At 57.0% G+C, this 16,152-nt stretch carries 15 protein-coding genes; 13 read left to right on the top strand and 2 right to left on the bottom strand.

Annotation, left to right across the window (positions count from 1 at the left end; translation table 11 throughout):
- Window positions 1-513: hypothetical protein (locus QJ48_RS38555; RefSeq protein WP_237762827.1), on the top strand; the 513-nt coding region annotated here is incomplete at its 5' end.
- 25 nt (window positions 514-538) lie between these two features.
- Window positions 539-1,075 (top strand): hypothetical protein, encoded by a 537-nt coding sequence (locus QJ48_RS06445; protein WP_054972819.1) that lies wholly within the window; start codon window positions 539-541, stop codon window positions 1,073-1,075.
- An 88-nt stretch (window positions 1,076-1,163) separates the two neighbouring features.
- Here the strand turns inward: QJ48_RS06445 and QJ48_RS06440 are convergent, their stop codons facing one another.
- Both QJ48_RS06440 and hisC read right to left on the bottom strand, forming a co-directional pair.
- Complete coding sequence (locus QJ48_RS06440; protein WP_054972818.1) at window positions 1,164-2,060, bottom strand: hypothetical protein; 897 nt, start codon at window positions 2,058-2,060, stop codon at window positions 1,164-1,166.
- A gap of 443 nt (window positions 2,061-2,503) precedes the next feature.
- A complete protein-coding gene (gene hisC, locus QJ48_RS06435) occupies window positions 2,504-3,571 on the bottom strand; it encodes a histidinol-phosphate transaminase (protein WP_054972817.1) in 1,068 nt (355 codons plus the stop codon).
- A 193-nt stretch (window positions 3,572-3,764) separates the two neighbouring features.
- Between hisC and QJ48_RS06430 the strand changes: the two genes are divergently transcribed.
- From QJ48_RS06430 to QJ48_RS06385, 11 genes are all read left to right on the top strand, one after another.
- Window positions 3,765-5,219 carry a PLP-dependent aminotransferase family protein gene (locus QJ48_RS06430; RefSeq protein ID WP_054972816.1) on the top strand — a complete coding sequence of 485 codons (1,455 nt, stop codon included), beginning with the start codon at window positions 3,765-3,767 and terminating at the stop codon, window positions 5,217-5,219.
- A gap of 64 nt (window positions 5,220-5,283) precedes the next feature.
- Window positions 5,284-6,138: a hypothetical protein gene (locus QJ48_RS06425; RefSeq protein WP_054972815.1), complete on the top strand. Its 855-nt coding sequence runs from the start codon at window positions 5,284-5,286 to the stop codon at window positions 6,136-6,138.
- 89 nt (window positions 6,139-6,227) lie between these two features.
- Window positions 6,228-6,524: a hypothetical protein gene (locus tag QJ48_RS36705; RefSeq protein ID WP_157261542.1), complete on the top strand. Its 297-nt coding sequence runs from the start codon at window positions 6,228-6,230 to the stop codon at window positions 6,522-6,524.
- Window positions 6,525-6,608: 84 nt separating this feature from the next.
- The gene (locus QJ48_RS06420; protein WP_054972814.1) at window positions 6,609-7,607 is read left to right on the top strand and encodes an asparaginase; all 999 of its coding nucleotides are present in this window, start codon (window positions 6,609-6,611) and stop codon (window positions 7,605-7,607) included.
- A gap of 110 nt (window positions 7,608-7,717) precedes the next feature.
- Window positions 7,718-9,301 carry a glutathione ABC transporter substrate-binding protein gene (locus tag QJ48_RS06415; RefSeq protein ID WP_054972813.1) on the top strand — a complete coding sequence of 528 codons (1,584 nt, stop codon included), beginning with the start codon at window positions 7,718-7,720 and terminating at the stop codon, window positions 9,299-9,301.
- Window positions 9,302-9,396: 95 nt separating this feature from the next.
- Window positions 9,397-10,326, top strand: coding sequence for a nickel ABC transporter permease (gene nikB, locus QJ48_RS06410; protein ID WP_054972812.1), 930 nt, complete (start codon window positions 9,397-9,399; stop codon window positions 10,324-10,326).
- 11 nt (window positions 10,327-10,337) lie between these two features.
- Complete coding sequence (locus QJ48_RS06405) at window positions 10,338-11,234, top strand: ABC transporter permease subunit (protein ID WP_054972811.1); 897 nt, start codon at window positions 10,338-10,340, stop codon at window positions 11,232-11,234.
- A 16-nt stretch (window positions 11,235-11,250) separates the two neighbouring features.
- Window positions 11,251-12,249, top strand: a complete 999-nt coding sequence (locus QJ48_RS06400) for an ABC transporter ATP-binding protein (protein ID WP_054972810.1) — start codon at window positions 11,251-11,253, stop codon at window positions 12,247-12,249.
- Entirely contained in the window at window positions 12,246-13,223 is a 978-nt protein-coding gene (locus tag QJ48_RS06395; protein ID WP_054972809.1) for an ABC transporter ATP-binding protein, read from the top strand. The genes QJ48_RS06400 and QJ48_RS06395 overlap by 4 nt, the downstream gene beginning before the upstream one ends.
- Window positions 13,220-14,683 (top strand): M17 family metallopeptidase, encoded by a 1,464-nt coding sequence (locus tag QJ48_RS06390; RefSeq protein ID WP_054972808.1) that lies wholly within the window; start codon window positions 13,220-13,222, stop codon window positions 14,681-14,683. The genes QJ48_RS06395 and QJ48_RS06390 overlap by 4 nt, the downstream gene beginning before the upstream one ends.
- Before the next feature lie 554 nt (window positions 14,684-15,237).
- Window positions 15,238-15,951 (top strand): 2OG-Fe(II) oxygenase, encoded by a 714-nt coding sequence (locus tag QJ48_RS06385; RefSeq protein ID WP_054972807.1) that lies wholly within the window; start codon window positions 15,238-15,240, stop codon window positions 15,949-15,951.
- Window positions 15,952-16,152 lie beyond the last annotated feature (201 nt).

Below are 16,152 nucleotides of genomic sequence, written 5' to 3'. Positions count from 1 at the left end.
ACTGCGTTTGTTGGCGAAGCTGGGCTGAACTGCGGGAACCGCAGGGATCGCTTGCTCAAGAAGAGAAGGATGCTTCTCTGTTCGCAAGAATCCCCCACCTCAGCGCCACTAGCGCAGGTGGTGGGAGTGTTCAAGCTTTCTTACTGGGCAGGTTTTTTTTCTTATGAAAGAACCCTTTGGTTAGTTTGGGAACAGACTCTCGGGGGGGATAAACGAGCGGTAGTTTATTGGTCTTCGTTAGCTTATTTAGTCATAGCAGTTCCATTGTATCTTCTAATCTGTTACACAATCAAAACTAAAATAAAGCGTAATTCAGCCCGTATGTTTTGTTATCCTATCATGTGTGCGCTCACCTTTATATTACCTACAGCCTTCATCATGATTTCTTTCGGGGGCTTGAGCTTTTTCTCGGCTGAATCTCAGTTGTTTTACTCATTTTTTGCCTCATCCGGGATCATATTCGGTGTAGGTTTCGGGTTGATCTCGTATGTTTTCGAATCCAAAATTGAATGATACAACCTCAAGGAGGCACACCTATATGGGAAACGTGATTTCCATGCCCGAAGCGCAAGAAGACGCAGCGCCTTCCCTTTCCATGTCGAACGGGTTGACCTCCGTCTTTCTTGATGTTCTGGTGCTGAGCGGTTCTCGACTCGCGAACACAGACCGGGAGAAAGAACTGATCATCTGGCTTGCTCAACGGGATCAGTCGGTCGTTGGGATTGGAACGGTAGGTTTTAGCTTGGAGGAAATGCCTTGGTCGGCGGACAATTTTGCCAATGAGAAGGCGTTTATGACGCGGACGATTCAGGGGGCCATGAATGAAACCGGCTGGGAGAAGCTCAGCTATACTCCGAACAAGGAGATGGTCATCGGACGATTGGCGGACTTTCAGCTCATGATCGATGCCTTTCAAGAGGAATACCTTGATCCAAGTCACTATCTCGAATGGGCCGAGGTGGACGAGGATGACGAATCTCCGACCATCCCCAGAGGGTATCCCATGTGCTCCAAGCACGCCGTCTATTTGTCCTGCCACGGATGCTTGTTATGCAACTACGAAGGCGGCGGCTGACGTTCGTCTCCCGGCACCTCCGAATGTAACCATGTTCATAACAAAGCAGCCCGGATCTCACTCCGAGCTGCTATCATTAACTTCCGTGCTATTCCCGGCATAAGTCGAAATATTGCTTCAGGTCGTGCTGAAAATCCGTGGTCGGACGTTTGGGCTCCCGTATTTTGCATTGCTCCAAATATTCGGCGGCGAGCGTTTTGAATTCGGGATAGGTTCTTACCGTTTCGATCAGGCAGCCGATGATTCCCAATTGGTGGGGCTCATCTTTTTTCTTAAGCTTATAAGTACTGCTGGAAATAAGATGTTTAAGCCAGACTTGGTACGATTGATCGCTGTCGGGAATTCGCGTATCGAAGTACCCTTGCCTAACGGCGGCCCATAACGCTAAAAGCGAATAACGAACGAGCTCGCTCGTCTCCCCGTTTTTAAAAACCGTCACGAGCGATGGAATCGCGCCGGATATATTGACCCCGCTGTCCGCCAGTCTCCAGTGGATGCTGCAAATGTATTGTTCGGTTGCCTTATCCTTCACATAGCGCTTGCCCGCAGCGAGGATAAGCTGTATCGCATCATCCGGAAAAGGGACTTCTGCGGCCAGCAGTGCATCGAGCAGGGCGGCAGCGCGGTATTGAAGATAAAGCTCCGTATCGGTTTTCGCCGATTCTTTCCGGTCCAGATGATGAAGCCGTGCAATGGGCGTTATGAATCCGGATAAATCCCCGCCCGCTTCAAGGCACTGGTGAACAATTTCGATTAGCGCGACAACCTGTTCAGGGTCGTTGACGTCCAGATAGGTACCCAATTCGACGGTTTGGCGATCCTTTAATGCGTCTTCCAAGCTTTCCTTGGCCAGGGAAACCGCTTTTGAAGCCATTTCGGGAGTCGTTATTTCTTCGATAATTTCCTTTGCCGTGCGCCTGCGTTCGGCCATTTCCGTTGTTGCGTTAAGCTGCTGCATCATGTGTTCCATACTGTTGGCGTTCATAGGAAGGTTCCTCCGTCGTCCGTAACTATCGGCAAATGATGATATGAATAGCAAAATTATACCACAGTGAATGGATAGAAAATGAAAAAGCGCTCCATTTCGGCTTAAGTACAGGACCGGAAGATGTGCGCTGCATTCAAACGATGGCGAAGCTAGGGAAGAAGTCGTTCCTTTAAGATGCGCTTGGTGATGTCTTTCGCTTTATTCGATGTGGTGATTTCCCCATCGACTTGGACTGCGAAAACGAGCGTGTCTTCCTTGAGCTGAACGAACCCGACATACCAGCCGAACGGCGGGTTGTCGCTGCCTCCCGTTTTTCCGTAAAGTGTGTAGCCGGGCTGCTGCTCTTCTTGTAAAAGGGATGAAACTTACGGTACATGGCATCCGCTTCGATCGCGAAAAAGCTCCCGATCCCTTCGAAAAAGGGCGGGAGCTTCTTGTCTTTAAGCGAGCAGTCCGCGCAGCACAGCGGTAACGGCAGCCATTTCTGCGTCCGTGCCGATGGAGATGCGCAGCTTGTCGGCCAGACGAGGATGCTCGAAATGGCGGACGTAGATGTTGCGTTCCAGCAGCCTCCGGTACCATTCGCGGGCATCGGGCTTTCCGGCTCCCGCCGGAGGTGTGCACAAGACGAAATTCGTTTGCGAAGGGAGGACATCGAAGCCGAGGCTCTGAAGCTCGGCAATGAAGCTATCGCGCGTCGCTTTGACCGCTGCTACCGTGCGTTCCGTGTATTCCCGGTCTTCCAGAGCGGCCGTGGCAAGCTTCCGGCTGATCGCGTTGATGTTGTAGATGTCCTTGCTCTTTTCCAGCGCGGCGATGAGCGTCTCGGCAGCGATGCAGTAGCCGACCCGCGCTCCGCACAGGGCGTAAGCCTTGGAGAATGTGCGGACGACGATTACGTTGGGATAGCGGTCCACCAGCGGGATGGCGGTTGCCTCGGAATCGGCGAAATCGATGTAGGCTTCGTCGATGACGACCAGCCCCGGGAAGCGGCTGACCAGCCGTTCCACTTCTTCGAGCGGCAGCAGGTGTCCGGTTGGCGCATTCGGATTGACCAGCACGATCGCGTCCGCCCCGCTGTCCATCAGCAGCTGCGGATCGACAGTAAAGTCGCTTCGCGTCGGGACGGCGATGGAGGAAGCTTGATAAGATGCCGCCACCGTGTGATACAGCGAGAACGACGGGTCCGGTAGGGCCAGACGCCGGTTCGGGCCGATGAAGCCTTTGACGATCAAGGAGATGATCTCGCTTGAGCCGTTCCCGCAAAAGATTTGCTCGTCCTTGACGCCGTGCAGCCGCGAAAGTGCGGCGCGCAGCTGTGCGCAGCGGGCGTCGGGATAACGGCGCAGCTCTTCTTCGCCAAGCGTGCGCAGCGCCTCCAGTACAAGCGGAGAGGGCGGGTACGGGCTTTCGTTCTGATTCAGCTTGATCGCGGCGCTTCCTTCCGGCGGGAGGTCGCCCAAGGCGTAAGGGGTGAGCCGTTCGATATGCGGCAAAATAAGGGTCATCGGTGTGTTCCTCCTGACATTCGGCTGACGGGGTCAGCGCGTGATTTTATAATGCGATGCACGTCTTCCGCTTTGCGCAATGGGATGATAAGATGAGGATAACCGCATTTTGACATTGAAAAAATGGTCAGTTTCGTAATTTTTCAAGTGACAGAATGGAGCGTCGAACGTTTATTGCAAAGGAGAAGCGGGGATGATCGACTTGATGCCGAGGCTCGACGAAACGTCGGGCGAAGCGCTGTATATGCAGCTGTACCGCTATATCCGCGACGAAATCGCCACCGGCCGCATTCCGGCGAACGAGCGGCTGCCATCCATCCGCACGTTGTCCGCTTACTTGGGCGTAAGCCGGTCGCCGGTGGCTCTTGCCTACGAGCAACTGCTAGCCGAGGGCTATGTGAACAGCAGACCGCGCAGCGGGCTGTATGCCGCCGAGCTGGACACGTCCGCCTCCCTGCAGGCGCAGGCCGAAGCGGCGGCAGAACGTTCTTCTGTTTCGCCGTCGCCGAAGCGCGCGTACCACGCGTCTCAGGACGAGCCGATCCGGTACGACTTCGGCTACGGCAGCGTCGATATCGCGAGCTTCCCGCTGGCGAAATGGCGCCGGTTGATGAACCGCTGTTTGCTGCCGGAAAACAGCCGTTTGCTGCTGTACGGCGATTTGCAGGGCGAGCCGGAGCTGCGCGCCGAAATTGCCGCCTATCTGCACCATATGCGCGGGGTACGCTGCCAGCCGGAGCAGATCGTCGTCGGTGCGGGCACGTACCACTCGCTCGATTTGCTGTTTCAATTGCTGCGCGAGGACGTCGTCTGTATGGCTTCCGAAGAAGCGGTCAACGACGGGGTAAAAGCGCTGTTCGGGCAGTTCCGGTTCGATTGCCGGCCACTCCAGCTGGAAAGCGACGGCATCTGCCTCGAAGAGCTGCAGGCTAGCGGCGCGCAGGCCGTTTATGTCACCCCGTCGCATCAGTTTCCGTACGGCATGACACTGTCGGCGGGCAAGCGGCTCAAGCTGCTCCAATGGGCGAAGGAGCGGCGGGCCTACATCGTCGAGAACGACTACGATGGCGAATTCCGTTACAACGGCCGGCCGATTCCTTCGCTGCATAGTCTCGACGACGACGGCCGGGTCATCTACGTTGGCACGTTCTCGCGGGCGCTGACGCCGTCGTTCCGGCTCAGCTATCTCGTGCTGCCGCCTGCGCTGCTGGCGAGGTTTCGCAGCCGTCGGCACAGCTACGACCAGCTCGCCTCGCCGATCTTCCAGAAGACACAGCAGCTGTTCATGCAATCCGGCGACTTCGGTAGACACGTACGCAAAATGCGCAGCGTCTACCACAAAAAGCGCGATGCCCTGCTGCAAGCGGTGCGCGACGCTTTTCCGGCGGGCGTCGAAATGATCGGCGCAGACTCGGGGCTGCATCTGCTGCTTGTGGTTCGCGGCGATAAGGACGAAGCGGAGCTTGTGCGCGCGGCCGCCCGGGAAGGAGTCGGCGTCTATCCGGCTTCGGCTTACCGGCTGCGGCCGGAGGCCGACGAGGCTCCGACCGTGCTGCTCGGCTTCGGCGGCCTGTCCGAAACGGACATCCGGGAAGGGATCGGGCTGCTGGCGGGGGCATGGAAAATGGAATCTTCTCTAAATAAATGAAAGAATATGGACGATATATCCAGTAGGATGTCATTTTTCTTTTATTTTGAAGAGGAGGGGTAACGTGAAAGTTTCCGGCGAAGGAAGCAGCGTTCTGAATTTGTACGCGATCCGCGATCAGCAGAGCAAGCCCGACCTGAGACCGGGGACGATTGCCGGCTTGAAGCATGATACGGTCGAAATCAGTCCGATCGGCCGGCAGTTGGCCGAAGGCGCAATTAAGCACCACGTGGGCAAAATTTTCGTATCGGCCCAAATCGACGAATCGCTGAACCGGCTGCTCGAAGGGAAATCGCAGGAGGCAAGCGATGCGGTGCACACGATCATCGGCTCCAATCTGCTGCCTGGCGGCTCCGTTTCGGACGAAGGGGAGCGCGACGCGTTGCGGGAAGCGGGATTGGCACAGGCAAAATATGTGGCGGACCGTTATATGTCGGGCGGCGAATCGTCCAAGTTGATGGAGATCATGAATCAAATTGCCGTCATCAGCGCGAAGGGAACGGTTGATCCGGCCACGGGAAGCGTCTCCTACAAAATGCCGCCATCCCGGCCGGTCGGAGCGCCCGAAGACTATGTGGACATCAACGAGCTGATGAAGAGGTTCGAACCGGATACCTACAAAAAGCTGCACGAAGCGGTAACCGGCGGCGGCGACTGGGGCGGCATTTTGTTTTCGTTTGTCCAAAAAATTCCGCAAAACGAGCAGTGGGTGACCAAGTATCGCGAGGAAACGAAACAACTGATGCAAGAGCTGAAGACAACGAAGCTCGATAACCGGTTCGCAGGCGCCGATACAGCCGATATGGCCTCCTTTCTGCTGGACATGAACCGTAAGCTGGAGCAGACGCCGCTTGCGAAGACGGATGTCTTGATGCGAAACATGGCTAATTTTGCAAAGATTTTCGGGCATCGGGCATAAAGAGAAGCGGGTGAACCGAACCGCTCGGATGACGGCTATCCGGTGGTCAAGCTTGAGAGAATGCACAACGTACGGATGACGGCCATCCGGTGAAACCCCAAAGACCGCACGCCTCTGGCCAAATGGCTGGGAAGACGGCGGTCTTTTTTGTTTTACGAAGGGCAAAAACGACAGGAGATGAAATTAATACCGTCACTGGAATAAATAAAATTCAAACTCTTCCATTCCTTCCCGGAAACCGCTGTTTTTCTTCACAATTTATTCAAATATTTATTGACAAGCAAAAAAAACGGCTGTTATTATTAACATCAGTGGTGAAAATAAACGAATTAAATTTGTTCAAGGAATCATTTAAAGCGGTTCCGGACCCGACGAACCCGACTTGAAAGCGTTAGCAAAGCGAGGTGCCCGGGCCGGTAACCGCAGCGGAACAGCTTGAACTTCACATGCCGAAAGGAAATGAGTTACTTATGGGCTTCGAAAGATTGGTGGAAGAATACCGCGGAGGCGTGCTGGAAAATGTACATATGGGCCTCGTCTGCGGAATGGACGAGAATGGCCGGATCGTGTATTCGGTCGGCGACGAACAGCATATGACGTTTTTGCGTTCGGCGGCGAAGCCGTTTCAGGCGATCCCGGTCATCAAGAACGGCATCGACGAAAAATTCAAGCTGACCCCGAAGGAAGCGGCTTTGTTCGCCGCCTCGCACAGAGGAGAGAAATATCATATCGAGGCGCTTGAGTCGGTTTTGCAGAAAACCGGGCTGAAGGAAGAAGACATCCTCTGCTGTCCGACTTACCCGCTTAACGAAGCACCGCGGGCGGCCTGCTACTGGGACCATTTGGAGAAGCGCAAGCTGTATCATAACTGCTCAGGCAAGCATTCCGGTTTTCTCGCACTGTCCAAGGAGCTCGGCTACGACCTCGAAACCTACTGGAGCATCGACCACCCGGCACAGCAGCTCAGCCTGGAGGCGATGGCCGAAATGGCCGACTACCCGAAAGAAGACATCCGCATCGGGGTGGACGGCTGCGGCTTTCCGGTGTATGCGATGCCACTCCAAAACATCGCTCGCGCCTACCTGAAGCTGGCCTGCCCGGACCTTATCGAGGATACCGATACGAGAGCGGCGGTGACGAAAATCGCCGGCTACATGAACGCGCACCCGGAGATCATCGCCAGCCACGACTTTATCTGCACCGCGCTGCTGACCGATCCGAACATTGTCGCCAAGGGCGGCGCCAAAGGGGTTTACGGCTTCGGACTCAAGAAGGAACGCATGAGCTTCGCCTTAAAAGTTTTGGACGGCTCGGAGCTCGTATGGCCGATTATCGCCGCTTCGATTCTGGAGCAGATCGGCTACGACAACCGCGATACGATCGACCGGTTGTACGCGCTGGCTCCGAAGGAGATCAAGAACGATAACCATATCGTCGTAGGCGAGAGAAAAACCGTATTCCGTTTATAGTTGGGCGCTTCACTGACACATGGGTAACGATCTTCCTTCTTATGAACGAACGGCTCGTTCGTTCCGCAGGAAGATTTAGCATAAATCAATGAAAAACGGGGGGATTTTCCATGAAAAAACGTTTCGCAGGTTTTACCGCATTGGTGCTCGCCGGAGCGATGTTTGCAGGTTGTAGCGGCGGCGCAGGCAAACCGCAGCAGCAAGGCGAGGCCCAGCAGCCGACGGCCAAGAAGGAAGGCAACGGCATCACGATTGCGGTTAACGCCAACTTCGTGACGCTGGACCCGCACAACGCGGCCGATACGCTGTCCATTTCCGGCTACCGCACGATGTATCAAGGTCTGCTCGGCTTCGATCAGGATATGAAGGTCGTGCCCGTGCTGGCTGAATCGTACGAAGTGAGCCCGGACGCAAAAGTATACACGTTCAAGTTGAAAGAGAACATCAAGTTCCACGACGGCACGCCGTTCAATGCGGAAGCGGTCAAAGTCAACCTCGACCGGGTGAAAAACAAGGACAACAACCTGAAAATGGCGCGCAGCTTCGCCGCCGTAGAGAAAACCGAAGTCGTCGACGCCAAAACGGTAAAAATCACGCTGTCCCAGCCGTATTCCGCGATGCTGAACAAACTGGCCATGCTGATGATCATCAGCCCGCAGGCGCTGGAGAAGCACGGCAAAGATATCGGCCAGCACCCGGTAGGCACCGGTCCGTTCAAGTATAAGGAATGGGTGCAGGGCGACCGGATGACGATCGAGAAGAACGCCGATTATTGGGAAAAAGGACTGCCGAAGGTAGATACCGTCACCTTCAAGCCGGTACCGGAGAACGGTTCCCGCGTCGCGATGCTGAAAACGGGCGAAGCCGACTTCGTCTATCCGCTGCCGACCGAGCAGGTGGAGCAGGTGAACGGGAAGAACGGCATCGTCGTGGACAAAACGCCTTCGACGATTGCGCGCTACATCACGATGAACATGACGAAGAAGCCGTTCGACGACGTCCGCGTCCGCCAGGCGATCAACTATGCGATCAACAAAGACGCCTATATCAAAGTCGTCAAATCGGGCTTTGCCGAAAAGCTGGACTCGACCATGTCGTCCAAAACGCAATTCTATGCGAAGCAAACGCCGTATGACGGCAACGTGGAGAAAGCGAAAGCGCTCCTGAAGGAAGCCGGCCTCGAAAACGGCTTTAAAGCGGAAATCTGGGGCAGCTCCGACTCCGAGACGGTAAAAGGCATGCAGTTTGTTCAGCAGCAGCTGGCAGCCGTAGGCATTACGCTCGACGTGAAGCCGATGGAAGAAGGCACGCTGTCCAACGAGATCAACTCGGCCAAAACGCCGCAGGAATCCAAGGTGCAGATGTGGTACGTCAGCTGGTCCCCGTCCTCGGCCGACGCCGACGCGGCGACGCGCCCGCTGTTCGCGAGCGAAATGGTCCCTCCGAACGGAGCGAACACCGCCTACTACAAAAACGACAAAGTAGACGAGTTGATCGCAAAAGCGAACAAGCTGTCGAACGCCGACGAGCAAAAAGCCGTTTACGCCGATATTCAAGCGCAAATCTACAAAGACGCTCCGTGGGTCTTCCTTGCCGTCGACCAGATCGTATCCGGCAAGAAAAACTACCTCGAAGGCGTGAAAGTATATCCGGACGGTTCCATTAACGTCCGCGAAGCCGAAATCAAGAAGTAAGTCCTGACCTGATGCTGTGTTGACCCGCCCTCCGGTGCGGTGCTCACCACAGCATCTCGCCTAATGGCAGGTTTTCAGAGGAGGAGTGTAAAAGCTTGGCTCAGTATGTGCTAAAACGATTGGTTGCCGTCATTCCGATTCTTTTTATCGTTTCCGTCTTGATCTTTCTGTTCATCCACTTGATTCCCGGCGATCCGGCGCGGCTCGTGGCCGGCAAGGAAGCCACGCTCGAAGACATTCAGCGCATTCAGGCCGAGCTCGGCCTCGACAAGCCGCTCTGGGAGCAATATTTCATCTATATGTCGCATCTGCTGCAGGGAGATTTGGGTCAATCGCTCAAAACCGGCCAGCCGGTAACGGAAATGCTCGCTTCGCGCATGATGCCGACGATCTGGCTGACGATTTTCAGCATGGGCTGGGCGCTTCTGTTCGGAATCGTGATCGGCGTCATCTCGGCGACGAAGCGCAACCGGTGGCCGGACTATTTGAGCATGCTGACCGCGGTCTCGGGCATTTCGGTGCCGCCGTTCTGGCTCGGGCTGCTGCTCATCCAGCTGTTTTCCGTGCAGCTCGGCTGGCTGCCGACCGGAGGCGTTGATTCGTGGCAGGGCTACGTCCTTCCTTCGATTACGCTCGGAGCGGGCATCATGTCGATGCTGGCGCGCTTCTCCCGGGCTTCCCTGCTGGAGTCGCTGAAGCAGGACTATATCCGGACCGGCCGGGCCAAAGGCTTGAACGAGCGCGCGGTCGTCTGGGGGCATGCGATGAAAAACTCGATGATCTCCGTCATCACCGTGGCCGGGCTTCAGTTCGGCTTTCTGCTCGGCGGCTCGGTTATTGTCGAGACGGTATTCAGTATCCCGGGGCTCGGGCGGCTGCTGATCGATTCGATCGCCTTCCGCGATTATACGGTCATTCAAGCGGAGCTGCTGCTGTTCGCCGTCGAATTCATTCTGGTCAACTTGCTCGTTGACGTCCTGTATGGCGTTCTCAATCCAAAAATTCGCCTGTCGGGCCAGAACTGAGGAGGACCATCATGAGTCAAAACATCGTCATCGACCATTCCGCGGATACGGCCGTTCCTTTAACGAAAAGCAGTCCGCTCCGTGATTTTTGGATCAAAATGAAAAAGCAAAAGCTCGCGTTCGCCGCAGGCCTGTTCATCGCGCTGCTCGTTGTCGTGGCGGTGATCGGTCCCGCGCTTGCGCCTTACGATCCGTCCGTGCCGGATTACGACAACATTTTGTCCGGTCCGTCGGCGAAGCATTTGGCCGGTACGGACGAGTACGGCCGCGATATTTTCAGCCGCATTCTCGTCGGCACCCGGCTGTCGCTGTCCGTCGGCCTAAGCGCCGTTCTGATCGGCGCGGCCATTGGCACGCTGCTCGGGCTGATCAGCGGTTATTACGGCGGCTGGCTTGACCGGCTGATCATGCGGAGCAGCGACGTGATGTTCTCGTTCCCCGATCTGCTGCTGGCGATCGGCATCGTCGCGATCCTCGGGCCGGGGCTGATGAACGTCGTGGTTGCCGTTGCGATCTTCGGCATTCCGTCGTTCGCGAGGCTGATCCGCAGCGCTACCCTGGAAACGAAGGAATCGCTGTATGTGGAAGCGGCCCGCTCCATCGGGGCGAACAATGTGCGGATTATTGCCCGTCATATTTTTCCCGAAACCGTTCCGAGTCTGATCGTTTACTTCACGATGCGGATTGGGACGACGATTTTGGCCGCATCGGGCCTGAGCTTTCTCGGCCTCGGGGCGAAGCCTTCGGACCCGGACTGGGGGGCCATGCTGAGCATGGGACGCGATTACCTCAGCATCGCGCCGCATGTCGTTTATTTTCCGGGCGCTGCCATTTTCCTGACGGTTCTCGCCTTCAATATACTGGGAGACGGTTTAAGAGACGCGCTCGATCCGAAGATCAAGAATTAGAACAGGAGTAACGCGAATGACTCAAAAACTACTTGACGTGAAAGGCCTCAAGACACAGTTCACCCGCGATCAAGGCAAAGTCAACGCGATCGACGGCGTCGATTTTCATGTGAACAAAGGCGAAGTGCTCGGTCTGGTCGGAGAATCCGGCTGCGGCAAAAGCGTCACGTCCTTGTCCGTCATGCGGCTGCTGCACGGCACGCCGGGGAGCATTGTCGGGGGAACGGTCCGTTTTCAGGAGAAGGATCTGGTCGCGCTGTCCGAAAGCGACATGCGCCGTATCCGGGGCAAAGACATCGCGATGATTTTCCAGGAGCCGATGACGTCGCTCAATCCGGTGCTCAAGATCGGCAAGCAGCTCGTGGAAGCGATCCGCCTGCACTTGAAATACGATAAAAGCAAAGCGCGGGAGCACGCCGTTCATATGCTGAAGCTGGTCGGCATTCCGCGCGCCGAGGATGTCATCGACGAATATCCGCACCAGCTCTCGGGCGGCATGCGGCAGCGGGTCATGATCGCCATGGCGATGTCCTGTAACCCGCAGCTCCTTATTGCCGACGAACCGACCACGGCGCTGGACGTGACGATCCAGGCGCAAATTTTGGACCTGATGAAGAAGCTGAAGGACGAGAACGACATGTCCATCATGCTGATCACCCACGATTTGGGCGTGGTGGCCGAAATGTGCGACCGCGTGATCGTCATGTACGCCGGACGCGTCGTCGAGGAAGGGAACGTGCTGGATATTTTCGACGACCCGCAGCATCCGTATACGAAGGGGCTTATTCATTCGGTGCCGAAGCTGCGCCAGAATCACCGGCGGCTCGAATCGATCCCCGGCAACGTGCCGGACTTGACGAACATGCCGGCCGGCTGCAAGTTCGCTCCCCGCTGCTCGGCGGTGATGGACATCTGCCGCGAGCGGGAGCCGCAGCTGGAACAGACCACCGGCGGCCGAAAGTGCCGCTGCTGGCTCTATGAGAACGATAGCGCGAAGGGAGAAGGGAAAGCGTGACGAAACCGCTGGTGGAAGTGAAAAACCTGCGCAAAGTGTTTCCGATCAAGAAAGGGTGGTTCGGGAAGCCGGCTTTGCTGCAGGCGGTGGATAACGTATCTTTCTCCATCCGCAAGGGCGAGACGTTCAGCATCGTCGGCGAAAGCGGCTGCGGCAAGTCGACGACGGGCCGTCTGATTACGCGGCTGCTGGCGCCGAGCGAAGGCGAGATCTGGTTCGACGGGCAGGAGATCGGTCGGCTGGACGAATCCCGCATCCGTCCGCTGCGCCGGCAGATGCAGATGGTGTTCCAGGACCCGTATGCGTCGCTTAATCCGCGCATGAAGATCAAGGACATCATCGCCGAGCCGCTGCTCATTCACGAGAAAATGTCGGCGGCGGAGCGGGAGAAGGACGTTCAGCGGCTGCTGGAGGTCGTCGGCTTAAGCTCGTTCCACGGCGAGCGCTACCCGCACGAGTTCAGCGGCGGCCAGCGCCAGCGCGTCGGCATTGCCCGGGCTTTGGCGGTGAAGCCGAGCCTGATCGTGGCCGACGAGCCGGTATCCGCGCTCGACGTGTCCATCCAGTCGCAGGTGCTGAACCTGCTGCAGGATTTGCAGGAGGAGTTCGGGCTGACGTACTTGTTTATTTCCCACGATCTGAGCGTCGTCGAGCATATCAGCGACCGGATCGGCGTCATGTACCTCGGCTCGATGGTCGAGCTGGCGGATAAGGACGCGATTTACGAAAAGCCGCTGCATCCGTATACGCAGGCGCTCTTTTCTTCCGTGCCCGTGCCGGACCCGCGGCTGAAGCGCGAGAAAATCGTGCTGAAGGGCGACCTGCCAAGCCCGGTCAACCCGCCGTCCGGCTGCCGGTTTCATACCCGCTGCCCGGCGGCCATGGACGTCTGCCGGACGAAGGCGCCCGTGTTCCAGGAGCAGGAGCCGGGCCATTACGTGGCTTGCCACTTGTATGGGGAGAGCAAAGGATGAAGATCACGACAGGTTTCGTTCAAACGGCGGATGTCACGGTTTATCTGTGCCCGGAGCATACCGGACAGCCGGTTCCGCAGTTGGAGCTGCGGCCGGGGATGAAAGCCCGCGGCGCGGTCACTTGGTTTTACGGCCGCGGAGGGAAGGCGCACGTGCTGATCGTCGGACTCGGACCGGAAGCGAATGCGGAGCGGGTACGTGAAGCGGCAGGGAATGCAGCAAGAGCGGTTCACAAGGAAGGCTTCGCGACCGTGACCGTCATGCTGGAATCGTTCGTCCGGGCGCTGAGCGGCGCGCTTTCCGAGGAACAGGCGGTGCGCGCTTGGACGGAGGGCTGGCTGCTCGGTTCGTATGCGTTCGACAAGTACAAGTCACGCAAGGAAGCCCGTACGGTGGAGCGTCTGCATCTGGCATGCGTCGGGGCCGGGGGAGCTTCCTATGAGGAAGCGCTGAAGCAAACGGCCATCCGTGCGGAAGGGACGATGTTTGCGCGCGACCTGTGCAACGAGCCTCCGAACGTGCTGCATCCGGAATCGCTCGTCGAGATCGTTCGGGAGCGGTTTGCGGAGCGGCCTGTGAACGTTCGCGTCTATGGGGAGCAAGAGTTGGCCGACCTGGGCATGAACGGGCTATTGACCGTCGCGCAGGGAAGCCGGTACAAGCCAGCGCTCATCGAGCTGACGTTCTGCACCGATCCGTCACAGCCGCTGCTGGCGCTCGTCGGCAAAGGCATCACGTTCGATATGGGCGGCATGAACGTCAAGTCCGGACGGGATATCAGCGACGCGCGGTTCGATATGGGCGGCGCCTGCGCCGTGCTTGGCGCGATGGATATGATCAGCCGCTCGGAGCTGCAAGCGAACATCGTCGCGCTGATCGCGGTCGCGGACAACATGCCCGATGCGGCGGCGTTCGTCCCGTCCACGGTGGTTACGTACCCGAACGGCCTCTCCGTGCAGGTCGGCAACACCGATGCGGAAGGCCGCCTCGTGCTGGCCGATGCGCTGCTGCACGCCGGGCGTCTCGGGGCCAGGGAAGTGATCGACATCGCGACGCTGACGGGCAACGTTGGGGAGGCGCTCGGGCTAGGCGTCGCCGGGGCGTGGGGCGACCGCCAACTGGTCGACACGCTGGCGGGCATTGGCGAGACCAATGGGGACCGGCTGTGGCCGATGCCGCTGGTTGACGACTACGAGGAGCTGCTGCGCAGCGATTACGCCGACATGAACAATATTCCGCCGATTTCGTACGGCGGAGCTATTGTAGCGGCGCTGTTCCTGCGCCGCTTTGTAGCCGATGCGATGCGCTGGGTGCACATCGACATGGCGAACACCGTGCAGGCCAAGGCTGCGCGCGGCTATTATCCGGCCGGCGCGAGCGGCTACGGCGCGCGGTTGCTGGCCGATTTTGCGGTAAGCCGGGCCGAAGCGAACCGGAGCGCCGGGGGCGGCGAGGCTTGAGGCCAGCCGTCGGCTGGGCGCGGACAAGCAGGCTTGAAGCGAGATGAATGGGGTAAGGGATCGTTCCAACGGCAGATGTTTGGCCGAGGGGCGGTCTCTTTTTTTAATTCGGAGGATGCGGGGATCGGCGGCGGGTTGAAGCTGTTGAACGACCCGGTTTGAACATAAAGGAACTACAGTGCGCTAATGAAGCTTTTGACGCTCGGTCCCATGAATGAAGGAACTGAGGTGACTAAATCGTGTCGAAAAATGTTCATATTTCCTGATTCCGAGGCGTTTACGCACGACAGGTTAGCTATTTTGTACAGACGGGGCAATTGCTTTCAAATAGATGCGGTTCCGTTCCTTTAATTTTAGCGAGTGCCTTTCGGGTATTGAAACGGAGTCCCGTCACCATCCCGATTTGGTAAAAATGGATGATCTGTACAGCGTCTGCCACCACCCTAAATAGGTAAGCATGATATGGAAAGACGCTGCCGGGGCTTTTTGTTTATGATGAAAGCAGCCGCTATTAAATCTTTCGTTCCCGAAACGATCACGGAAGGAGCTTTTGTATGACAGATTCAATAACGAAGCGCGTCGCGGGGTTGGATTGGCCTTCGATCCAACAAGCGTTGGACGAGCAAGGCTTTGCAGCGTTTCCGCCTTTGTTGCGGAACGAGGAATGCCGCGAGCTCATAAACATGTATGAGGTGGAGACGCACTTCCGGACCCGGATCGATATGGCCCGGTACCGGTTTGGCATCGGAGAATACCAATATTTTCAGGCTCCGCTGCCGCCGCTGCTGCAGGAGCTGCGCGTCTCGTTTTACCCCCGGTTGGCCGAAGCGGCGAATCGTTGGCAGACGCAGCTTGGTCAAGAAGCCGTGTACCCTCCCGAGCTGGCGCAATTTCTGGAGCGCTGCCATGAGCACGGACAGACCCGTCCGACGCCGCTGCTTTTGAAGTATGGGACGGGAGGGTATAACTGCTTGCATCAAGATATGTATGGGGATGTATTTTTCCCGTTCCAGGTCGTCTTTGTCTTGAATCAGCGGGAAAAGGAATTCGCGGGAGGCGAATTTTTGCTGGTCGAGCAGAGGCCGAGAGCGCAGTCCAGAGGACATGCGATTGCGCTGGAGCAGGGAGCAGGGCTTATTTTTCCAACGCAGCATCGTCCGGTGCAGGGCACGCGCGGGACCTACCGGACGACACTCCGTCACGGCGTAAGCACGATTACATCGGGCACACGCTACAGTCTGGGCCTTATTTTTCATGATGCCCAATGACCGAAGCTTATTCTGATACTTTCCGGAGACCCCATCTATCCGTGAACTTGATTGCAATTAGCGGTATTTTCACGGGTTTCAAAAGGCGGCCGCAAACTGTTACGGGATATCCCCCACAATTATTTGTCTGAGTTTTCTACTTCTCCTTGCGCTTTAGGCGCAAGTCAGGCTGTTGAAAAAGTGGATTTTGACCGAAATAGA

Origin of the sequence: Paenibacillus sp. A3 (genome assembly GCF_001399685.1) — a bacterium.
Lineage (GTDB): Bacteria > Bacillota > Bacilli > Paenibacillales > NBRC-103111 > Paenibacillus_G.
Note: the sequence above shows the minus strand (reverse complement) of the source record. Positions and strands in the feature narration are given on the sequence as shown.